This is a genomic window from Glycomyces endophyticus, from assembly GCF_039531525.1.
Taxonomy (GTDB): domain Bacteria; phylum Actinomycetota; class Actinomycetes; order Mycobacteriales; family Micromonosporaceae; genus Glycomyces; species Glycomyces endophyticus.
The window spans coordinates 658,110-677,298 of the sequence record NZ_BAAAQF010000005.1 but is presented as its reverse complement, the minus strand read 5'-3'; the positions used below and the strand labels follow the sequence as shown (position 1 = coordinate 677,298).

The 19,189-nt window shown below is 71.5% G+C and carries 22 protein-coding genes; 11 read left to right on the top strand and 11 right to left on the bottom strand.

Annotated features, from left to right (window positions below):
* Window position 1 precedes the first annotated feature (1 nt).
* The gene (locus ABD419_RS09870) at window positions 2-1,096 is read right to left on the bottom strand and encodes a YcaO-like family protein (protein WP_344485181.1); all 1,095 of its coding nucleotides are present in this window, start codon (window positions 1,094-1,096) and stop codon (window positions 2-4) included.
* A gap of 143 nt (window positions 1,097-1,239) precedes the next feature.
* A complete protein-coding gene (locus tag ABD419_RS09865) occupies window positions 1,240-1,416 on the bottom strand; it encodes a hypothetical protein (protein ID WP_344485178.1) in 177 nt (58 codons plus the stop codon).
* Window positions 1,417-1,865: 449 nt separating this feature from the next.
* On the opposite strand from ABD419_RS09865, the gene ABD419_RS09860 reads away from it, so the two are divergent.
* Window positions 1,866-2,342, top strand: a complete 477-nt coding sequence (locus tag ABD419_RS09860) for a lamin tail domain-containing protein (RefSeq protein WP_344485367.1) — start codon at window positions 1,866-1,868, stop codon at window positions 2,340-2,342.
* Between the two features lie 211 nt (window positions 2,343-2,553).
* Here the strand turns inward: ABD419_RS09860 and ABD419_RS09855 are convergent, their stop codons facing one another.
* Window positions 2,554-3,567 (bottom strand): MsnO8 family LLM class oxidoreductase, encoded by a 1,014-nt coding sequence (locus ABD419_RS09855; RefSeq protein WP_344485175.1) that lies wholly within the window; start codon window positions 3,565-3,567, stop codon window positions 2,554-2,556.
* 284 nt (window positions 3,568-3,851) lie between these two features.
* Between ABD419_RS09855 and gadC the strand changes: the two genes are divergently transcribed.
* From gadC to ABD419_RS09830, 5 genes are read left to right on the top strand one after another with little or no spacing between them, the layout of a single operon-like run.
* Entirely contained in the window at window positions 3,852-5,318 is a 1,467-nt protein-coding gene (gene gadC, locus ABD419_RS09850; RefSeq protein WP_344485172.1) for a glutamate/gamma-aminobutyrate antiporter GadC, read from the top strand.
* Between the two features lie 10 nt (window positions 5,319-5,328).
* The gene (locus ABD419_RS09845) at window positions 5,329-5,775 is read left to right on the top strand and encodes a hypothetical protein (protein WP_344485169.1); all 447 of its coding nucleotides are present in this window, start codon (window positions 5,329-5,331) and stop codon (window positions 5,773-5,775) included.
* Window positions 5,776-5,820: 45 nt separating this feature from the next.
* Entirely contained in the window at window positions 5,821-7,131 is a 1,311-nt protein-coding gene (locus ABD419_RS09840) for a dipeptidase (RefSeq protein WP_344485364.1), read from the top strand.
* Window positions 7,128-8,249, top strand: coding sequence for a M24 family metallopeptidase (locus ABD419_RS09835; protein ID WP_344485166.1), 1,122 nt, complete (start codon window positions 7,128-7,130; stop codon window positions 8,247-8,249). Before ABD419_RS09840 ends, ABD419_RS09835 begins: the two co-directional genes overlap by 4 nt.
* On the top strand, window positions 8,246-9,709 hold the full coding sequence (locus ABD419_RS09830; protein WP_344485165.1) for an MFS transporter: 1,464 nt from the start codon (window positions 8,246-8,248) through the stop codon (window positions 9,707-9,709). The genes ABD419_RS09835 and ABD419_RS09830 overlap by 4 nt, the downstream gene beginning before the upstream one ends.
* 40 nt (window positions 9,710-9,749) lie before the next feature.
* Here ABD419_RS09830 and ABD419_RS09825 read toward each other — a convergent pair whose 3' ends face one another.
* Entirely contained in the window at window positions 9,750-10,313 is a 564-nt protein-coding gene (locus ABD419_RS09825; protein ID WP_344485163.1) for a GrpB family protein, read from the bottom strand.
* A gap of 36 nt (window positions 10,314-10,349) precedes the next feature.
* On the bottom strand, window positions 10,350-11,027 hold the full coding sequence (locus tag ABD419_RS09820) for a hypothetical protein (RefSeq protein ID WP_344485161.1): 678 nt from the start codon (window positions 11,025-11,027) through the stop codon (window positions 10,350-10,352).
* 81 nt (window positions 11,028-11,108) lie between these two features.
* Here ABD419_RS09820 and ABD419_RS09815 point away from each other — a divergent pair, with 81 nt between their 5' ends.
* The 3 genes from ABD419_RS09815 (at window position 11,109) to ABD419_RS09805 (ending at window position 12,282) form a co-directional block, all read left to right on the top strand.
* On the top strand, window positions 11,109-11,483 hold the full coding sequence (locus tag ABD419_RS09815; protein ID WP_344485159.1) for a nuclear transport factor 2 family protein: 375 nt from the start codon (window positions 11,109-11,111) through the stop codon (window positions 11,481-11,483).
* Between the two features lie 67 nt (window positions 11,484-11,550).
* Entirely contained in the window at window positions 11,551-11,934 is a 384-nt protein-coding gene (locus tag ABD419_RS09810) for a nuclear transport factor 2 family protein (RefSeq protein ID WP_344485157.1), read from the top strand.
* A 162-nt stretch (window positions 11,935-12,096) separates the two neighbouring features.
* Window positions 12,097-12,282 carry a DUF1737 domain-containing protein gene (locus ABD419_RS09805; protein ID WP_344485154.1) on the top strand — a complete coding sequence of 62 codons (186 nt, stop codon included), beginning with the start codon at window positions 12,097-12,099 and terminating at the stop codon, window positions 12,280-12,282.
* A gap of 55 nt (window positions 12,283-12,337) precedes the next feature.
* Here ABD419_RS09805 and ABD419_RS09800 read toward each other — a convergent pair whose 3' ends face one another.
* Window positions 12,338-12,958 carry a LysE family translocator gene (locus ABD419_RS09800; RefSeq protein ID WP_344485151.1) on the bottom strand — a complete coding sequence of 207 codons (621 nt, stop codon included), beginning with the start codon at window positions 12,956-12,958 and terminating at the stop codon, window positions 12,338-12,340.
* Window positions 12,959-12,967: 9 nt separating this feature from the next.
* On the bottom strand, window positions 12,968-13,669 hold the full coding sequence (locus ABD419_RS09795; protein WP_344485149.1) for a metallophosphoesterase: 702 nt from the start codon (window positions 13,667-13,669) through the stop codon (window positions 12,968-12,970).
* A 46-nt stretch (window positions 13,670-13,715) separates the two neighbouring features.
* On the opposite strand from ABD419_RS09795, the gene ABD419_RS09790 reads away from it, so the two are divergent.
* The gene (locus ABD419_RS09790; protein WP_344485146.1) at window positions 13,716-14,294 is read left to right on the top strand and encodes a CGNR zinc finger domain-containing protein; all 579 of its coding nucleotides are present in this window, start codon (window positions 13,716-13,718) and stop codon (window positions 14,292-14,294) included.
* Window positions 14,295-14,456: 162 nt separating this feature from the next.
* On the top strand, window positions 14,457-15,656 hold the full coding sequence (locus ABD419_RS09785; protein ID WP_344485144.1) for an MFS transporter: 1,200 nt from the start codon (window positions 14,457-14,459) through the stop codon (window positions 15,654-15,656).
* A 16-nt stretch (window positions 15,657-15,672) separates the two neighbouring features.
* Here ABD419_RS09785 and ABD419_RS09780 read toward each other — a convergent pair whose 3' ends face one another.
* The 4 genes from ABD419_RS09780 to ABD419_RS09765 all read right to left on the bottom strand — a co-directional run bounded on the left by ABD419_RS09780 (window position 15,673) and on the right by ABD419_RS09765 (window position 19,151).
* Entirely contained in the window at window positions 15,673-16,449 is a 777-nt protein-coding gene (locus ABD419_RS09780; protein WP_344485142.1) for an SDR family NAD(P)-dependent oxidoreductase, read from the bottom strand.
* Between the two features lie 111 nt (window positions 16,450-16,560).
* Window positions 16,561-17,853 (bottom strand): hypothetical protein, encoded by a 1,293-nt coding sequence (locus tag ABD419_RS09775; protein WP_344485140.1) that lies wholly within the window; start codon window positions 17,851-17,853, stop codon window positions 16,561-16,563.
* Window positions 17,850-18,359 carry a SigE family RNA polymerase sigma factor gene (locus tag ABD419_RS09770; protein ID WP_344485137.1) on the bottom strand — a complete coding sequence of 170 codons (510 nt, stop codon included), beginning with the start codon at window positions 18,357-18,359 and terminating at the stop codon, window positions 17,850-17,852. The genes ABD419_RS09775 and ABD419_RS09770 overlap by 4 nt, the downstream gene beginning before the upstream one ends.
* A gap of 108 nt (window positions 18,360-18,467) precedes the next feature.
* The gene (locus ABD419_RS09765; protein WP_344485135.1) at window positions 18,468-19,151 is read right to left on the bottom strand and encodes an FMN-dependent NADH-azoreductase; all 684 of its coding nucleotides are present in this window, start codon (window positions 19,149-19,151) and stop codon (window positions 18,468-18,470) included.
* Window positions 19,152-19,189: the final 38 nt, after the last annotated feature.

The window sequence follows — 19,189 nt, the reverse complement described above, 5'->3', positions numbered from 1 at the left end:
GCTACTCCGGACGCGGGAGTTGATGGCGGGAGAGGAAGGCGAGGCCCGGGCTCAGGGTCTTCACCACCGCGAAGTCCTCGGCCGCATCGGGCCCGGTCAGGACCACCCGCATCGGCGCGGTCCCGGTGGCAGCGGTGATCAGCTCCACCAAGCGGTCTGATTCCTCGTCGTCGGTGCCTGCGGAAGGCGGGGACTCCCCCGCCACTTCTGACCACGGCGTCGTCTGCGGCACCGTCCTCGGGGGTCGGGCCGTTTCGCCTCGGTAGACGCGGGGATCGAGGTCGTCGCGGGTACCGGCGATGAACGTCAGCCGGGACTGGGCGGCCTCGGTGACGGCCCGGGACAGCGCGATCTCGGGGGACGTGTGCGCCCCCGCCCCGCCGAACACCGTGCCCATGTCGGGCATCCACAGACAGCAGGTGAAGCACTTGACGGTTCGCCACCGTTCAAGGGAGGCGTCGGTGATCTCCAGGCGGCCGCCCGCCGAGCGGACGAGTCTGATGAGGTCGGCGCAGTGCGGATCGGACACCGAGTCGGGGGCCACGACGACTCGCTCGCCGACCGGTCGCCGTGCCAGCGCGGCGGTGCAGTCGCGTTCGATCTGCTCGTACAGCGCGTGAACGGTGGCCTCTGCCACGGTGTTCCCCGAAGCCAGTCCGTTGGAACTGGACGAGAGGTGATGGCCGCGCCAGGCCGTGTCCGTCATGCCGATGCGCACCGAATCGCGGGGGACGAGCGTCTCGCCGCCGGTGAGCACCTCGGCGGTGATCCAGTCGAGTCGGGTGTGGTCGGTGAGCAGGCTGCCGTCCACCTGCTCCAGATCGGTCACGGCGTACGGCAGGTCCAGTTCCGCCGCGGCGATGCCCCTGCGCTCCGCCGTCGGCACGGCGTGCTCCGCGTGCCATAGTTCGATCGCCTCCATGGCCGCGGAGACCCGGGCGTGGGTGAGCGTCGCCCCTTTCCCCTGTGAAACCGACAGGGTGGCTGCCAAGGGCCGCACTGACATCACCACCGGGATCCCGATGACGTCCAGACCGGTGACGTCGGCGAGGCGGGTGATCCCGTAATCGCCCAGGCGGCGGGTGATGCGCTCCAAGGTGTGGGACGGGTCCCGAGTCCGGCGGGTGCCTGCGAAGGTCCTCAGTTGCGGCACTGGCATCTCCTGGCGTGAATCGGCGGAGCCGTGCCCGCGAAGCGGGGCTCCGCGGGCACGGTGATTCGGCCCAGCGGCCGCATCGCTCAGTTGTAGGCGGGGGCTTCGCTGTGGGAATGGGCCCATTGGGAGATCGCGTGCACCGGATCGTCGCCGGGCCCGGCGGCGTCCGCGCCCGCCGCGGGGCCGTCCGTGGCATTGGCGGTACTTAGGAGGCGGCTGATGAACTGGTCGGTGATCTCGACGTCAGGTGCGGTGTTCATAGCGTGTGTACTCCAATGCGACAGGGGAAGCGGGACCCGAAGTGGAACCAGTCTGACCGCGGAAGGCGGCCTGCACAAGGCGGAATACCGGCGGTCCAGCGGCGGGAATGCAGCCATCGACGGCGCCGCCGTCCCATGGAGGCGCCACAGCGATCTCCTCAGCCGTGCCGTACCGGCTCAGCAAATCCGCCAATTCCCGCCGCGGTCGATGCCATACCAAGGCAATTAATTCCTTTACCGGCATCATTCGCAAAGTGGGAATCTCAGGGATTTATAACACGGCCTTCGGGAATGGAGAGGCCGCAGGCTGCGACAGGGGCAGGCATGTTCCCCACTGCAATTCCGAGGAGTGCTATCGTTCATTTTCAGCCGCTCGAAATTGCACACGGCATGCAATTCGATCCGACATTCGAATTCGCAAGAATGGGGACATTCTGGTGCTTAAGAAGATGCTTATCGCCGTCGGCCTGGCCGTCGTCACTCTCGCCGCCACCGCAACTCCGGCCGCCGCTACGGAGTACCAATCGGCCCTCAAGATCCGCGGCATCCAGTACAACGCGCCCGGCACCGATGACAACCGCTGCTCGGGCGGGAACACCTCCGAGGAGTACCTGACCATCAAGAACTACTCCAAGACCGCGACGATCAACCTCCGGGGCTACCTGGTGAAGGACGCTGCCGGCAACAGCTTCAAGTTCACCGCCGACCACTACCTCCAGCCCAACGACTACGTCCGGCTCCGCGGCGGCAACGGTAGCGATTCGGACAAGAACAACGTCGTCTACCGGGACAACTGCAACTTCATCTGGAACAACACCGGCGACTCCATCTATCTCTACAAGCCGTCGGGCGCGGGCGCGGACTCCCACTCCTACAAACCCTCGCGTGATGACGCCGACGGCAACGGCTACATCACCTTCCACTAAGCTCCGCAGCGCGCAGGCGCACTACACGATCGGGTGATTGCGGGAGCGGCTCAGTGACGCGACCTCGGCGATGCGGACGTCGCTCCCGTGGAATTGATCGAACTCTTCTCGACATTGATGAGTTCCGTTGCCTGAAATGAAGAAGATCCCGCTAATGCAGCAATTGCCGGCATTCTCATCCTGGACTGAGTGCTGAGTTCGCACACATGACTCAGTGGCTTGCCAGGCCGGAGAGTTCGGCGAGGCGGCGGTGGGAGTCGAACAGCGCCTTGCGGTCGTAGGAGGTGGTACCGATGAGGAGTTCGTCCGCACCGGTCGCTTCGACCAGGTCCGCCAGACGAGGGGCGACCTCGTCGGCGGTTCCGTAGACCGCGCCCGCGAGCGCCTGTTCGAGATACATGGACTCGCGGTGGGTCTTCGCGGCCGCGCGGATCTCGGCCGGGGGCCGCAGGGGCGGGAACTCGCCTTTGGTGCGGGACAGCGCGGTGGACCAGTATTCGGGGAGCAGCAGGTCTTCGGCCGCTTCGCGGGTCGCGGCGACGGCGACGGTCTGCGCCACGAGGACGTACGGCTCAGATCGCCACACGGAGGGCCGGAAACCGAGCCGGTAGTCGTCGATCTTGGCGCGTGTGGCCGCGAGATCTTTCGAAGCGGCGATGACCAGGCCCACGCCGTGCCTGGCGGCGTACTCGCCGCCTGATCCCACCGCCAGGACGAAGGGTTCGGGGCGCAGCCCTTCGCCTGGCCGCGCGTGCACGCCCGGGTGAAATCGCTGTTCGCCGGTGAAGTAGCCGAGGAGTTCGGTCAGGAGGTCGTCGAAATCGTCGCCGTCGTCCAGGTCGCGGCCCAGTGCCGCGCGGACGGCCGGGACGAATCCGAGGGTGCGGCCCAGGCCCATGTCGATGCGGCCTTCGAACAGGGACTCCAGGACCCCGAACTGCTCGGCGACCACCAGCGGCCGGTGGTTGGGCAGCATCACGCCGCCGGTGCCGACCCGAATTCGGTCGGTCGCCGCCGCGACTGCGGCTGCGAGCACGGTGGGCACCGAACCGGCGATGCCGGGGACACTGTGGTGCTCGGCCACCCAGTAGCGGTGGAAGCCCAGTGCCTCGGCCTGCTTGGCGTGGCTCACGACCTCCCGCAGGGTCTCAGCGGCCGTCTCGCCCTCGGCGATGACGGCGCGATCGAGCAGTGACAGCCGAACGGGTCGCGGCGGAGTCCTCATATGCCGCGCAACACCCGCGACGCCGCGAATGTTTCTCGCTCTACTCAGATCGTGCCCGGTCTCACCGCCCTGTCGCATCGCTGCCGAGTCGTACCGAACGACCCGGCAGCGGGCCGTCTTCATGACGTTCGCCGAAGGACTTGAAACCAGTGCTGAGATGTGCGGCGCGCCGGGTGGAGCTGGGCGAAGACACCGCTGTAGTTCGACCGAATCCCCTGCTGTCGCCGCGACCAGGCCATACGCTCAGTGCGGTATGCGGTCCGGGATCAGGGGCGGGAGTTTCGATGAGCGCACAGGATGCAGCGGCCGGAGGCGCGCCCGCCGGCGCGGCGGCGCCCGCGCGGTTGCCGGTCGTCAACTACATCTCGTGGGTGACGCTGGCGTTCATGATCACCAGTTCGGTGGCGAGCCTGCGGGCCGCGCCCTCGATGGCGGTCTACGGGCTCGCCGCGGTGTTCCTGTACCTGCTGCCGGCCATCGTGTTCCTGCTGCCGACCTCGCTGGTCTCGGCCGAGCTGGCCTCGGGCTGGAACGGCGGCGTCTACAAGTGGGTCAGCGAGGGGATCTCCGCCCCGATGGGGTTCCTGGCCGTGTGGTGCCAGTTCGCGATGACGATCTTCTACTACCCGAGCCTCCTGGCCTATGTGGCCTCGACGCTCGCGTACGTCTTCGACCCGTCGCTGGCCTCGAACGGGCTGTGGACGGCGGCGGTGATCATGGTCTGCTTCTGGTCGGGCGTGTTCGTCTCCTCGCAGGGCACGAAGTCCGTGGCCGGGCTCTCAAGCCTCGGCCTGATCATCGGGACCCTCCTGCCGGGCGTGATCCTCGTCGTCCTCGGCACGGTCTTCCTCGGCCAGGGGAACGAGCCGGCCGCGCCGATGGACTCCGACCACCTGCTGCCCGCGTGGGCGGGCCTGGCGAGCCTGGTCCTCATCGTCAACAACTTCCTGTCCTATTCGGGCATGGAGATGAACGCGGTCCACGTCTCCTCGCTCCGCAAGCCGGGACGGGAGTTCCCGCGGTCGATGTTCCTCGCCGTCGCGCTGGTGCTGCTGATCTTCATCCTGCCGGCGCTGGCGATCTCGTGGGTCGTCCCGGCCTCGGAGATCAGCCTGACCTCGGGTGTCATGCAGGCGTTCGACGCCGTGTTCGGGCAGTTCGGGCTGACTTGGATGACCCCACTGCTGGGGATCATGCTCGTCATCGCCTCCCTAGGCGGCATGCTCACCTGGCTCGCCGGGCCATCGAAGGGCCTGCTGCTGGTCTCGCGCAAGTACGGGTACCTGCCGCTGGGCCTCCAGAAGCTCAACAAGCACGGCGTGCAGCAGAACCTGCTGGTCATCCAGGGCCTGATCACCACGGTCATCGCGCTGCTGTACGCGTTCATCCCGGACGTCTCCAGCGCCTACTGGATCCTGTCGGTCATCACCACCCAGGTCTACCTCGTGGTCTACCTGCTCATGTTCATCGCCGCGATGCGCCTGCGCCGCATCCGGCCCGACCACCCGCGCGGCTTCCGCGCCCCGGCCCTGCACCTGCTGTGCGTGGTCGGCCTGCTCGCCTCCGTCGCGGCCATGCTCATCGGCTTCGTGCCCTCCAGCCAGTTCGGCGGCGGCAGCACCCTCCAGTACGTCCTCATCGTCGGCGGCGGCCTCGTGGTCGTGGGCCTGCTGATCCCGTGGCTGTTCTACCGGTTCCGCAAGCCCTCGTGGAAGAGCGCCGACCCCGAACTCACCGAGGCCATCGAATAGGAGGCCGGACATGACCAGCACCGTGAACGAGCAGGGACGCTTCAAGGACCCGGGCCGGCGCCGGCGGACCACCTTCTGGGTGATCGGCGCGGTCCTGGTCGTCCTCGCGGTCGTCGGCATCGCTCTCTACCGCGGCGGGGCCGAGGACCGGGGTGCGACCGACAAGGCCGAGCAGCTGCAGCAGGCCCTCGAGGACGCCGGGCTCACCGCGCCGGACACCGACCAGATCACCGCGGTCCTCGGCTCGGACGGCGGCGCGATGTGCGAGGACCCGGCCGCGGCGCTCCAGCGGGCGCTCGCCGGCGGCACCGCCGGGCCCGGCAGCCGGACCGTGTTCGTCGGCCGCGACTGGGTCACCGCCGAGACGCTCGCCATCCAGGTCTACTGTCCCGACGAGCTGCCCGAGTTCCTCGAATACGTCAACGGCCTCGACCTGACCGACCTCGTCAAGGAGTGACACGTGCCCGCCAACGACAACCTCGCCGACCGCGTCGCCGCCCTCATGGGGCAGGCCCGCGACGAACTCGCCGAACTGGTCGCCGTCCGCTCCATCGCCGACGCCCGCCAGGCCCCGCCCGAGGAGTGCGCACGCGCGGCCGCCTGGGTCCGGGACCGGTTCGCCGCACTCGGGTTCACCGACGCGCGGCTGGAGCGCACCGCGGACGGCAGCGACGCGGTCGTCGGCTCCCGGCCCGGCCCCGCCGGGGCGCCCACGGTCCTGCTCTATGCGCACTACGACGTGCAGCCGCCGCTCGACGAGCAGGCCTGGCGCACGCCGCCGTTCGAGCTGACCGAGTCCGGGGGCCGCTGGTACGGCCGGGGCTCGGCCGACTGCAAGGGCAACATCGTCATGCACCTGGCCGCGCTCCGCGCCCTCGGCGACGACGTCCCCGTGCACTTGAAGCTCGTCGTCGAAGGCTCGGAGGAGCAGGGCACCGGCGGTCTGGAGGCGTTCGTCCCCGACCACGCCGACCTCCTGCGGGCCGACGTGATCCTCATGTGCGACACCGGCAACGCCGCCGTCGGCGTCCCCGCCACCACGGTGAGCCTGCGGGGGCTCGCGAACCTCGTGGTCACCGTCGAGTCCATGTCCTCCGAGGTCCACTCGGGCATGTTCGGCGGCGCCGCGCCCGACGCGCTGGCCGCGCTCATCCGCATGCTCGCCACACTCCGCGACGAGCACGGCGACACCACGATCGCCGGACTCGACCACCTCCAGACGTGGGAGGGCACCGCCTACGACCCTGCCGCGTTCCGCAGCGACGCCGGAGTCCTCGACGGCGTCGACCTGGTCGGGACCGGCACCGTCTCCGACATGCTGTGGGCCCGCCCGGCCGCGACCGTCCTCGGCATCGACTGCCCGCCCGTCGTCGGGTCCGCCGCCGCGATCCAGCCGCGCGCCGCCGCCCGCGTCAACCTGCGCGTCCCGCCCGGCATGGACGCAGGCCGGGCCCAGGACGCCCTCGCCGACCAGCTCCGCGCGGCCGCTCCCTGGGGCGTCAAGGTGACGATCGAGCGCGAGTCCTCCGGGCAGCCGTTCCAGGCCGCGACCGGCGGCCCGGCGTACGCCGCGTTCGACGCCGCGATGGGCGAGGCGTTCGGGAAACCGTGCACGACCCTGGGTCAGGGCGGGTCGATCCCACTGTGCAACGTCTTCGCCGACACCTTCCCCGACGCCGAGATCATCCTCATGGGCGTCGAGGAGCCGCTCGCGCTCATCCACGCCCCCAACGAGAGCGTCGATCCCGGAGAGATCGAGCGGATGGCCCTGGCCGAAGCCCTGTTCCTGCGGTCACTGGGAGGTGCGCGATGACCGCGCGGCCGTTCGACGCCGGCGACTTCGCCGCCCGCATGCGCCGCGCCGGCACCGCGGCGGCCGAGGCCGGGCTCGCCGGAGTCCTCATCACGCCCGGCCCCGACCTGGTGTACTTCACCGGCTACCGGCCGACCGCGATCACCGAGCGGCTGACCATGCTGTTCCTCGCCGACGGCCGCGACCCGGTCATGATCGTGCCCCGGCTGGAGCGGCCCGACGCCGAGCGGGCCGCCGGATCGGCCGCACTCGACCTCACCGACTGGATCGACGGCGACGACCCGTACGCGGCCGCCGACCGGCTCATGCCCGCCAACGGCCGCTTCGCCGTCTCCGACAGCGCCTGGGCCATGCACCTGCTCGGACTCATGGAGGCCGCGTCCGGCAGGTCGTACGCGTCGCTCACGCAGGCGATGCCCATGCTCCGCGCGGTGAAGGGTCCCGACGAGCTCGAGCGCATCGCCGCGGCCGGAGCGGCCGCCGACGCGGCGTTCCGCGGCATCCTCGGCGCGCGCTTCGCCGGCCGCAAGGAGACCGACGTCGCCGCCGACCTCGCCGACCTGCTGCGCGCCAACGGCCACGAGCAGGTCGACTTCACCGTCGTCGGCTCGGGGCCCAACGGGGCCAACCCGCACCACGAGGCCGGCGACCGGACCATCGAGGAGGGCGACACCGTCGTGCTCGACTTCGGCGGGCTCAAGGACGGCTACGGCTCCGACACCACGCGCACCGTCCACGTCGGCGACCGCGTCGGGGACGAGGTGCGGCGCGTCCACGACCTGGTCCGCGAGGCGCAGCAGACCGCGTTCGAAGCGGTCAGGCCCGGCATCGCCTGCCAGGACGTCGACCGCGCGGCCCGGGCCGTGATCACCGACGGCGGCTACGGGGAGTACTTCATCCACCGCGTGGGCCACGGGATCGGGCTGACCACGCACGAACCGCCGTACATGGTCGAGGGCGAGACCCGGGAGGTCATGCCCGGCATGTGCTTCTCCATCGAACCCGGCGTGTACCTGCCCGGCCGGTTCGGCGTCCGCATCGAGGACATCGTCACCGTCACCGAGGACGGCGCCGTCAGGCACAACAACACCCCGCACGAACTGGCGATCGTCCGGTGAGCGCGCGGAAGGCCGGGGGCGTCCTGGCGGTCACGTGCATCTCGGCGCTGGTCGTCAACGCCAACACCTCCGCGGTCGCGATCCTGCTGCCCGCGATCAGCACCGACACCGGCATGGCCGTGTCGACCCTGCAGTGGGCCGTGACCGGCTACAGCCTCGTCGGGGCCGCCGTCATCGTCACCGCGGGCGCGCTCGGGGACATCTTCGGGCGGCGGATCGTCTTCCTCGCCGGGCTGCTGCTCTTCGTCGCCTCCTGCGTCCTCATCGCACTGTCGCCCGGGGGCGGCGGCGTCATCGCCGGCCGCTGCATCCAGGGCGCGGCGGGCTCGACGATCCTCGCCTGCGGTATGAGCCTCCTGACGGTCGCGTACGGCGACAAGCACGAACGCCTGCGCGCGGTCTCGCTGTGGGGCGCGGCCTCGGCCGTCGGCGCCGCGGCCGGACCGCTCGTCGGCGGGGTCCTGGTCGACACCACCGGCTGGCAGGGCCTGTTCTGGATCGACGCCGCGATCGCCGCCGCTTGCATCCCGCTGACCATGGCCGCGGTCGCCGAGTCCCGCGATCCCGGACGCTCCCGGTCGATCGACATCGCCGGCACCGTCCTCGTCGCGCTCGTCCTCGCCCCGCTCATCTTCGCGCTCACCGAGGGCTCCGCCTGGGGCTGGGCCTCGGCCAAGACCGTCGGCTGCCTGCTCGTCTCCGCGATCGCCTGCGTGGCGTTCGTCCTGGTGGAGCGGCGCGTCCGATCGCCGCTGCTCGACCTGGCGCTGCTGCGCAACCGGGCGCTGGTCGCCGCGACCCTCGCGATCCTCATCGGCTCGGGCGCGATCAACGGCATCATGTATGCCGTCAGCCTGTACTTCCAGTCCCCCGACGCCCTCGGCATGAGCGCCATGCAGGCGGGTCTGGCGACCCTCCCGGTCACCGCGGCCGCGGTCGCCCTCGCCCCGTGCATCGCACCGCTCGCCGCGAAGTTCGGCATCCGACCGACCGTCCTGTTCGGATTCCTCATCATGACCGCGTCGTTCACCGCCCTCGCGTTCGTCACCGCCGACTGGCGGTACGGCGCGTTCGTCCTCCCCCTGGTCGGCGTCGCCGTCGGCATGAGCCTGGAGAACGGCCCCGCGTCCTCGGTCTCCACCAGCGCCGTCTCCGAGGACGAGGTCGGGGCCGCCTCGGGCGTGTCCAACATGGCCCGATACGTCGGCGCCGCGGTGATGACCGCGATCGTCGCCTCCGTCTACACCCAGACCGGCACCGACCGGCTGGCCGCCGGCGACGCCGCCAACGACGCGCTCGCCGCGGGCCTGTCGCACGCGGCGATCGCCATGGCCGTCATGTCCGCGGCAGGCATCGGCCTCACCGCGCTCGCCGCGGGCAAGGCCCCGAAGACCCGCCCCATCCACCTCGCCCAGGCCGCCGCGAGCACCAGCCACACCTTGCCGGTGCAGCAGACCTGACAGGTGCCGGGCACTTGCTGCGGGCCGCTGCGAACGCACCTCAGTCGGTCGGGTCGGGGTGTGCTGAGTCGCTGAGCACGCCGGCGACGAATGCGGCCTTGCCGTGGGTGTACGCCTCGCGGTCGTCGCCGTGTCGGTGGGACAGTTCGTGTTTCAGGTCCTCGTAGCGTCGGGCGACCTCGTCGTCGCTGCGGAGCGCGTCGCGGAAGGCGATCTGCGCGTTCCAGCGGGGGTGTCCGGTTTCGATGAGGTGCAGGTGGGCCTCGCGATAACGCCCGGAGGCGTCCGGCTTGACGAAGAAGCGCCGCCAGGGGCGACCGTCGAGTTCCGGCGGCACGTAATGCCAGCCGTTCGCTGCAAGGTCCTGCACGTTCCGTGCAGCGACCGCGTCGAGATCGTCCACGCTCGCAGCCAGGTCGATGATGGGTTTGGCGGCGAGCCCGCGGACCGCGGTCGATCCGACGTGTTCGACGGGGCCGACCAGCCAGGGGCCGAGCAGATCGGTCAACTGCTCGCGCTCTTTCGATGCCCGTGCCGCCCAATGAGGGTCATACGGAAGGACTTCGGCGCGCTCGTGCGCCCACGCCGGCACTGCATCGCTCATCGCCTCACCCTAGTGTTCGGCGTGATGTTGCAGCGTTCAGCGTTGGGGTGAGGAGGCCGGGTGCCGTTCGGTCGCGTCCTGGCGTGCGATGGTCGCCAGGATGCCCGTGAGGAGCAGGACCTCGAAGAGGTTGGTGGCGGCGCCGCTGGGGAAGGGGTTCGGGACACCTGAGCCGAGGGTCATGAGGGCCGCGCTCACGAACAGCCAAGGCCAGCCCTGGCGCCGCCATACGACCACACCGGCCGCGACGAGGACCGCGGCGACAGTGAGGACCATGGGCGGCGGGCCGCCGGCGTGGTCGGAGGCGTAGCTCAGCGCCCCGTACTCGTCGCGGACCTGCAACTCCAGTGCGGCGGTCACCGTGGCCAGTTCGACGACCACGAGGGCTGCCGCGACAGCGATTGCGGTCCATCTTGCCCACGCACGGGCGGCCCACGGTGCACCGGTGCGGCGCACGGCGTCCCAGGACCAGAGCACCAGGAGCGGGGTCACCAGGGCGTGCAGCCAGAACCGGCCCGCGTTCAGCCCCTCCAGCACCGGGCCCGCGCCGATCAGCCGACCCGCGGCGATCACGCCGTTGTCGTACACCAGGGCCGCGACCACGAGCACCGGCAGCACGGCGACCCGCCATCCCGACCGGTTGACGAGCCGCACGCCCCAGAGCAGGAGCGCGGCATGGGCGAGGGCCAGGATCAGAAACAGCAGCGAGTCCACGACTCATTGTCCGCCAACGGGAACCGTGCGCACAACGTGCGATCGCACTCGTTTTGAGCGTCGAATGGCTACGATGGCGGGATGACTGAGCCGGAGAGCGTCGCCGCCAGGTACTTCGCCAGCCTGGACGGGCGGGACTGGGAGGCGCTGCGCCGGCTGCTGGCCGAGGACGTGGTGTACGAGATGCCCCAGACCCGGGAGCGGATCGTGGGGCGCGAGCGGTTCGTCCGGTTCAACCAGGAGTACCCGGGCGCCTGGCGTCTGACGACGCGGCGGGTGGTCACCGAGGGGCGGCACGCCGCGGCCTGGGTGGAGTCGCGGACCGGCGACCAGCGTCAGGACGCCTGCGTCTGGCTCGACTTCGACGAGTCCGGGAGCATCGTGCAGATCGTCGACTTCTGGCCCGAGGCGTACGAACCCCCTCCGGGCCGGGAGCATCTCGTCGAGCGCTTCTGAAGCGGCCCTTGGGGGTGTGTTCGGTCCGGCGGTGTTCCACCGGGGTCGCGTGGAATGATGGACGGCGATGACTGAACCTGTAGAAGACTCATTGTCCGCGGCCGAGGCCGCATTGCAACGCGCGCAGTTGGCGAGTGACGTCGGTGCGCTGGAGGCGCTGCTGCACCCGGACGTCGTATACGTCGCCCCCGACGGTGCCGAGTACGGCAAGGCGCAGGACCTGGAGTCCCACGCCTCGGGGCAGCTTCGGCTTACGAGCCTGGAGCAGCTCCGGAGCACCGCCCGCCAGTTCGGTCAGGCGGGGGTCACCAGGACGCGGGTCAAGATCGCCGGCCTCGCCGGCGGGGAGCCGTTCGCGGCGGAGATGGTCTACACCCGCACCTGGCTGTTCCTGGACGGCAGATGGCAAGTGGTGCAGGCTCACGGCGCGGGTGTGCCCGCCGAAGTGTGAGCCTGGCCGGCCCACTGCCCAAGCCCGCGTGCAGAGATCGGTCGACGGCGGCGCGAAGGCGCTCGACCCGATCGAGCGGGTCGCCCGCGCGACGCACGCCCACGATCACCGGGCGACGCCGCGGGGGGCGGTCGTCCGGAGAGGTCTGCGATCCTTGGCCTCATGAGCACGCCACCTGACGGACTGCCCGTCTACCGAGTCCTGACCGGCCCTGACGACGAGCGGTTCTGCCGCCGTGTGAGCGAGGCGCTCGCGCTCGGATACGAGCTGCACGAGGGCCCTGCCGTCACCTTCAACGGGGAGAACGTCATCGTGGCGCAGGCCGTGGTCTGGCCGGAGGGGCGTTAGGAGCCGAATCTTGGGGCTGTGACGCGCGGGACGCCGCATCGGTGACCGGCCGGCTTCAGGCGGGGCGGGCGGCGAGGAGGGTTCGCAGGCCAAGTCCTATGAGGACGGCTCCGGCGACGGCGGCGAGTGCCCGGCGCGGGATCGGCAGGCGCCGGGCGCGGAGGGTGCGCAACGCTGCGGCGCCGGCGAGGAGCCAGACGGCGGTGAGGGCGGCGTGGACGCCGGCGAGGGCGAGGGCGTTGGGGATCGTGAGGTCGCCGGGCGTGAGGAACTGCGGCATCAGCGTCAGGTACACGGCGGCGGCCTTGGGGTTGAGCAGGTTCGCGAGGAACGCGGTGTGCAGCCGCAGGCGCTGCGCCGGAGGCGGCGGCGCGGCCGTTTTGGTTGCAGCCGTGCGATTCTGGAAGAGCATGAGCACGCCGAGGCCGATGAGGTAGAGCGCCCCGGCGAGCTGGACGGCGCGGTAGACCTGGGCCGACTGCATGACGACGGCCGACAGCCCGACGGCCGCCAGGACGGCGTGGCTGAGGATGCCGAGCGCGGTGCCCGCGGCGATGCGGGGGACGGCGCCGCGGTCGTCGCGGAGGGCGTGGGCGGCCATGAGGGTGAAGCTCGCGCCGGGTGTGAGCACGATCGGCAGGACCGCCAGCGCGAAGGCGGGGAGCGCGTAGGACATCGGTGCGGGCTAGGCGGCGAAGTGGAACGTCGTGGTGACCGCGGGGCCGTCGAAGCGGTGGAGGGCCGCGCCGGGCGGGACGTCGCTGTTCGTGAGGGGCCGGTGGTCGGGGTCGGGGCGCAGGGCCGAGGCGATCCCGGGCGCGAGCAGGAGCGGGACTCCGGCGAAGACGGCGGCGCCGGGGGTGTGGGCGTGTCCGCAGAGGACGGCCGCGACGGTGCCGATGCGGGCGATGAGCGCTTCGACCGCGTCGGGGTTGCGGAGCCGCATGGAGTCGATGTAGCTGTGGCCCAGTGCGAGTGGCGGCTGGTGGAAGGCGAGGACGGTGGCCCGGGCGCCGGCGGCGTGCTCGACCGCGAGGTCGGCGACCTCGGGGCGAAGGCGGCCGTGGTCCTGGCCGGGGACGGTGACGTCGAGGGCGATGACGCGCAGGCCCTCCAGGTCGAGGCTGGTGACGGGTCCGTCGTCGCCGAGGCGGGCGGGGTCGTCGTGGTTGCCGGGGGCGGCGATCCAGGGGCCGCGGTCGGCCATGATGCGGCGGAACTGGGCGTACTCGGGCTCGGTGCCGTGGTCGGCGACGTCGCCGGTGATCACGACGGCGTCGGGCCGCCTCGAGGCGGGCATGAGGTCGAGTGCGGACCGGAGGCGGTGGGCTCGGGTGTCGCCGCCGTCGAGGTGGGGGTCGCTGAGGTGCAGGAGGGTCAGGCTCATGCCTGCTAAGCTAACACTAAATCTGTTTTAAGCATTAGTAGGGGTGATGCGGGTGCTCCCGAACGGCGCCGACGGCGAGCTGGCGCTCGCGCTCGCGGGCACGATCGCGCACGACGGCCACGGCGGCGTCGCCGACCGGTTCGCCGAGGACGCGGGCGTCGACGCCTGGCTCGCCGAGCACTTCCCCGCGCTGCCTCCGCGCACCCAGAAGGAGGCGGAGCGGTTGCGGGCCATCAGGTTCGCGGCGCGTTCGGCGTTCGCGGCGGCGGTCGCCCCGCACCCGGCGAGCCGCGTCGAGCGGCAGCGGCGGATGAGCGACGACGAGGCCGGGGAGTGCCTCGCGGCGGCCGTCAACGCACTCGAACCACAGTGGACTGTGACCGTGGGCGACGACGGCGTGGAGCGGGGCCTGACGACCGCGGCGACAGGCGAGGTCCTCGTCGAGGGCACGCTCGCGCTCGCGGTGCTGGACTTCCTCACCGGCCCGCTCGCGCCGCGGCTGCGGTCGTGCCAGGCGCCGCGCTGCGTCCGCTACTTCGTCCAGGACCACGGCCGCCAGCAGTGGTGCAAGGCCTCGTGCGGCAACCGGGCGCGGGTGGCCCGCCATGCCGAGCGTCGGCGGTAGGACGGGAGCACTGCGGGCAGCAGCGGGGCCGGGTTCACGCGGCGCCGTTCCGGGTCGCACGGCCGTGCGTCGTTGACGTCGCATCGCGGCCAGCGTTCGGGCGCGGCGGCTGGTGAAGTTGGGCTGCAACCCGACCCAGCACCGGACAGGACACACCCGAGCATGCGAACCTCCCTGGCACCGAGACCGACCGACGTCGATGCGGAGCGCCGCGCCTGGCCGGCCGTGGTCGCCGTGATGATGGGCATCTTCACGATCGTCACCACCGAGATCCTGCCGATCGGCCTGCTGACCGCGATCGGGTCCGGCTTCGCGCTCTCCGACGGCACGGCCGGACTCATGATGACCATGCCCGGTCTCCTCGCGGCCGTCGCCGCGCCGCTGGTCACCGCCGCGACCGCCCGGGTCGACCGGCGGGTCGTCCTCTGCGCCCTCATGCTCGTGCTCACCGCAGCGAACCTGATCGCCGCGATCGCCGCCGACTACTGGACACTGCTCGCGTCGCGCGTGCTGGTCGGCATCGTCATCGGCGGGTTCTGGTCGGTCGGCGCGGGGCTCGCGGGCCGGCTCGTGCCCGCCGCGTCCGCCGGCCGGGCGACCGCGGTCATCTTCTCGGCGGTCCCGCTCGGCTCGGTGCTCGGCGTGCCGGTCGGCACGCTCATCGGCGACGTCGCGGGATGGCGCACCGCGTTCACGGCCCTGGCGGTCCTGAGCGCCGCGGTCCTCGCCGCGCTGGTCCTGACGCTGCCGCCGCTCCCGGCGCAGCGGCCGACCCGCCTCGCGGTCCTCGGTCGCGCGCTGCGCCGGCGGGGCACGCTGCTCGCGCTCGCCTTGACCTTCCTGATCGTCCTCGCCCACTTCGGCGCCTACACCTACATCACCCCGTTCCTGGAGCGGGTGACCGGCGCCGACGCCGGGGCCGTCACCGCGGTCCTGGTCGTCTACGGCGCAGCCGGCATCGCCGGCAGTCTCGTCTGCGGCGCAACCGTCAACCAATACCCGCGCGCGACGTTCGCGGCCGCTGCGGCGATGATCGCCGCCGGGACGCTGCTGCTGCCGCACCTGGGGCACACGCTCCCGGGCGCCGTCGCGCTGCTCGTCGTGTGGGGGATCGCCTACGGCGGCATCCCGGTCTGCTCCCAGGTCTGGTTCGCCAAGGCGGCGCCGCTGACCCCAGAGGCGGCGACGGTGCTGTTCACCGCGTCGTTCCAGGCCACCATCTCGATCGGGGCACTGGTCGGAGGGGCGGTGCTCGACCGCTCCACCGTCTCGACCGTGATGACGCTCGGCGGTGCCGCCGCGCTCGCCGTGGTCGTGCTGCTGGGCGTCACGAAGGCGTTGGGGCCCAAGACGTCCCGCTGAACCCCGCTCCGTTTCGTCAGTGGACCGACAGGCCGCCGTCGATGAAGATCGCCTGTCCGGTGAGGTAGTCCGAGGCGCGGCTCGCCAGGAGCACCGCGGCCCCGGCGAAGTCCTCGGCCAGGCCGTTGCGGCCGGTCATCGTGCGCGCGGCCAGCGCCGCGGTCGTCTCGGGGTCGGCGGCCAGCCGCTGGTTGAGCGGTGTCATCACGAACCCGGGCACCAGGGTGTTGCAGGTGACGCCGTGCGGCGACCAGGCCTCGGCCTGCGACCGGGCCAGTGATTCGAGTGCGCCTTTGGAGACGCCGTAGGCGCCGCTCTGGACGAACGCCCGGTGGGCCTGCTGGGAGCTGATGTGGATGATCCGGCCGAATCCGCGCGCGGCCATGCCGGGTCCGAAGCGCTGCCCCAGGAGGTACGGCGCTTCGAGGTTCAGGGCCATCGTGGCGTCCCAGACCGCTTCGCCGATCTCCCCCATCGGCGGGCGGAGGTTGATCCCCGCGGCGTTGACGAGGATGTCGGGCTCCCCGAAGACGGCGGCCGCTTCCTCGGCCGCGGCGCGCACGTCGGCGCGGGTGCTCAGGTCGGCGCTTACCATGCCCGCCCGGCATCCATGGGCCGTCAGAGCGTCGACGGTGTCGGCCAGTGCCGCTTCCGTTCTCGCCACGACCACGGTGCTCGCCCCCGCCCGTGCCAGTGCCGTGGCGATGGCCCGGCCGATGCCGGAGCTGCCTCCGGTCACCACCGCGGTGCGGCCTTCAAGGGAGAACAGCTCGGCGAGGTACGGGTGCGTCATGCCCGAACCCTAGGGCACTCGCGTCCTCGGCCCCGGCACGCCCGGGATCGGGGGGAGGGAGGTCATGGCGCTCGCGCGGCCGATCCCGGGATCGGCCGCGCGAGTCGCGGCTCAGCGGACGGTGTGCACGATCGCGTCGAGCGCGTCGAAGTCGATCGACGGGGCCTCGGTCGAGCCCCGCGATTCGGCGCCCACCCCGACGACCCAGCCGTCGGCCGCACGGTGCTCGATCGAGGTCGGGCCCGGCCGGACGGTCACCGAGTCGCGGTGCACCAGGCCGGTCGAGGCGTCCAGTTGGGTGTACTCGCACTCGAACTGGAGGCAGTTGGCGTAGTGCTCCGCGGGCTCCTGCGTGGCGCCGCCGTCCTCGGGGGCGTCGATCGGCGTCAGCTGCAGGAAGAACCTGACCCGCTCGCCGTCGACCGTGGCGTCGGCGTAGGCGACCCTGGTGCCGTCGTTGCCGTAGTGGTAGCCCTCGGCGTAGGCCTCGGTCTCCTCCTGGGCAGTGAACGCGATCTCGGAGGCCGCGGCGACCTCGGCGCCGGGGTACTGCTCCGCGATGCCGTCGACGAAGGCCTGGACGAGATCGGCGTCGGCGGGGAGCGTGTAACCGCCGGCGCCTTCGGAGTCCGGGGGGTCCTGGCCGACCGGGATGGCGAGCGCGACCTCGGCGAGCTGCTCGGTCGTGGTGCTGAGCGCGCCGGTGCCGTACGCCTCTTCGAGTTCGATGTGGACGATGACGCCGTCTTCGAGTTCGGCGAGGGCCCCGAGCACCGGGACCTGGTCGCCTTCGGCGTCGTCCGCGGCCGCCGTCCGGGTCTTCTGGACGACCAGCAGCGGCACGGCCGCCTCCTCCCAGGCGCAGCCCACGTCGGGGCCGCCGCAGCCGGCGAGGTTCTCCATGCGCAGCGGGGCGGCGACGGCGTTCGGCTCCAGGACGTCCACGCGCAGGATCGCCTGCTCCTCGGAGTCGAAGAACGCGAGTGCCTGGTAGCGGTAGCCGTCGGCTTCGGCGTCGAAGTAGAAGCCGCCGTGCTCGGACTCGTCCTCGCCGCAATAGCTGACGAGGGTCGCACCGATCGCCGCCATCGCCGTGTCGACCGCCTGGTCGTACATCGAGCCGACGGCGGTCTGGGCGTCGCTCTGGTCACCGTACGCTTCGCACGAGTAGGCTTCCGGCCCTGCGGGATCGGTCGACTGGGTCCGGTCCGGGAGCGCCAGGGGGGTCGCGGCGGCCGCGGCCAGTGCGGCGATCGCCGCCGCGGCTCCGGCTCCGGTCGCCGCGCGTCGGCGCCGCACGAGGCGCTTGCCCGCGGCCACCGTCTCGTCGGTGCTCGAGGCGGGGACCGGGGTGGCGCCGTCGAGCGCGTGGTCGAACAGCCGGCGCATGTCGTCTGGGTTCATGATCGGGCTCCTTGGTCTGCGAGGTCCGACTTCTCGAGCAGGTCGCGCAGCGTCTGCAGCCCCCGCGCGGTCTGGCTCTTCACGGTGCCGGTCGAGCAGCGCATGATCCGCGCGGTCTCGTCGACCGGCAGGTCCTCCCAGAAGCGGAGGACCAGGGTCGCCCGCTGCCTCGGCGGCAGCTTGGCGAGCGCGGCGACGGCGGCGAGGCGCTCCTCGGGGCCGTCCGCGTCGGCGGCGCCTTCGGGCAGCTCCGCGTAGGAGCGCTCGCGCCGGAACCAGCCGCGGCGGTACTGGTCGATCACGGCGTTGGTGACGATCCGCCGCGTGTAGGCGTCGGCCGTCTCAAGTTTGGTCTTCGACCACGCCGCGTAGAGCTTGATCATGGAGCTCTGCACCGCGTCCTCCGCCCGGTGCCAGTCGCCGCACATGAGGTAGGCCGTTCGGAGCAGGGCGGGCCGACGCGCCTGCACGTATTCGCGGAACTCGCGTTCCTGGTGTGGGGTCATGGGGGCCTTCCGTCGCGTGGCTGTCCCCGTTTCTACGGATGCGGGGACGTGTCGGGTTGCGTGCCGACCGCCCTCGATTCGCGGCCGCTCGGCGGACCGCTGCGCGGTTCAATCCGTGTCGGGCCGGTCGTCCTGCGGCGCATGCCGAGTGACGGTCCGCGCGAGTTCGATGAGGTGTGCCGCAGCGGTGCGGCGCTCCTCCTCGAACGCCGGCCGCTCGTCCGCCAGGGCCGGGAGGGACGCGGACAGGGTCCGGTTCACGGCGACGACGGTGACCTCCATGCCGAACTCCTCGCCGAGGATCAGCCGGAGCGGCGGGATCGCGTGGTCGCGGTGCTCGTTCGCGGTGCCGGGGCCGTGCACGGTGCCGCGGGTGGCGACGATGACGGCGGCGCGGCCGCGCAGCGGCCGGGTGTCCCGCTCGGCCGCAGAGGTGAGGCCCCTGACGTGCACGTGGTCGAGCCAGGCCCGCAGCGTCGAGGGCGGCGAGTAGTTGTACATGGGCGCGCCGATGAGCAGCACGTCGGCGGCTAGGAGTTCGTCCACGAGGGACCGCTGCACGCGGGCCGCTTCGCGGAGGGCGTCGTCGGCCGGCGGGGCCTCACCGAGCGGCGGGTGCCAGTGGAGGGCCGGGTGCGCGAAGTGCGGCACCGGGTCGGTTCGCAGGTCGCGCTCGACGAGGGTGTACTCGCTGCCGCGGTCGCGCCATGCCTTCGCGAAGACGCCGGTCAGCTCGCGTGACACGGAACCGTTCGGCGCGTAGGAGGCGTCGATGCGCAGGAGCTCAGGCATCAGGAGAGCCTAGACCGCGGCGGCGGGGAGGAGCATCG

What these genes read in the sequence shown, in the direction of transcription:
- ABD419_RS09865 (WP_344485178.1), bottom strand. Translation starts at nt 1,416, where the DNA reads ATGAACACCGCACCTGACGTCGAGATCACCGACCAGTTCATCAGCCGC.
- ABD419_RS09860 (WP_344485367.1), top strand. Translation starts at nt 1,866, where the DNA reads ATGCTTATCGCCGTCGGCCTGGCCGTCGTCACTCTCGCCGCCACCGCA.
- ABD419_RS09855 (WP_344485175.1), bottom strand. Translation starts at nt 3,567, where the DNA reads ATGAGGACTCCGCCGCGACCCGTTCGGCTGTCACTGCTCGATCGCGCC.
- gadC (WP_344485172.1), top strand. Translation starts at nt 3,852, where the DNA reads ATGAGCGCACAGGATGCAGCGGCCGGAGGCGCGCCCGCCGGCGCGGCG.
- ABD419_RS09845 (WP_344485169.1), top strand. Translation starts at nt 5,329, where the DNA reads ATGACCAGCACCGTGAACGAGCAGGGACGCTTCAAGGACCCGGGCCGG.
- ABD419_RS09840 (WP_344485364.1), top strand. Translation starts at nt 5,821, where the DNA reads ATGGGGCAGGCCCGCGACGAACTCGCCGAACTGGTCGCCGTCCGCTCC.
- ABD419_RS09835 (WP_344485166.1), top strand. Translation starts at nt 7,128, where the DNA reads ATGACCGCGCGGCCGTTCGACGCCGGCGACTTCGCCGCCCGCATGCGC.
- ABD419_RS09825 (WP_344485163.1), bottom strand. Translation starts at nt 10,313, where the DNA reads ATGAGCGATGCAGTGCCGGCGTGGGCGCACGAGCGCGCCGAAGTCCTT.
- ABD419_RS09815 (WP_344485159.1), top strand. Translation starts at nt 11,109, where the DNA reads ATGACTGAGCCGGAGAGCGTCGCCGCCAGGTACTTCGCCAGCCTGGAC.
- ABD419_RS09810 (WP_344485157.1), top strand. Translation starts at nt 11,551, where the DNA reads ATGACTGAACCTGTAGAAGACTCATTGTCCGCGGCCGAGGCCGCATTG.
- ABD419_RS09805 (WP_344485154.1), top strand. Translation starts at nt 12,097, where the DNA reads ATGAGCACGCCACCTGACGGACTGCCCGTCTACCGAGTCCTGACCGGC.
- ABD419_RS09800 (WP_344485151.1), bottom strand. Translation starts at nt 12,958, where the DNA reads ATGTCCTACGCGCTCCCCGCCTTCGCGCTGGCGGTCCTGCCGATCGTG.
- ABD419_RS09795 (WP_344485149.1), bottom strand. Translation starts at nt 13,669, where the DNA reads ATGAGCCTGACCCTCCTGCACCTCAGCGACCCCCACCTCGACGGCGGC.
- ABD419_RS09790 (WP_344485146.1), top strand. Translation starts at nt 13,716, where the DNA reads ATGCGGGTGCTCCCGAACGGCGCCGACGGCGAGCTGGCGCTCGCGCTC.
- ABD419_RS09785 (WP_344485144.1), top strand. Translation starts at nt 14,457, where the DNA reads ATGCGAACCTCCCTGGCACCGAGACCGACCGACGTCGATGCGGAGCGC.
- ABD419_RS09780 (WP_344485142.1), bottom strand. Translation starts at nt 16,449, where the DNA reads ATGACGCACCCGTACCTCGCCGAGCTGTTCTCCCTTGAAGGCCGCACC.
- ABD419_RS09775 (WP_344485140.1), bottom strand. Translation starts at nt 17,853, where the DNA reads ATGAACCCAGACGACATGCGCCGGCTGTTCGACCACGCGCTCGACGGC.
- ABD419_RS09770 (WP_344485137.1), bottom strand. Translation starts at nt 18,359, where the DNA reads ATGACCCCACACCAGGAACGCGAGTTCCGCGAATACGTGCAGGCGCGT.
- ABD419_RS09765 (WP_344485135.1), bottom strand. Translation starts at nt 19,151, where the DNA reads ATGCCTGAGCTCCTGCGCATCGACGCCTCCTACGCGCCGAACGGTTCC.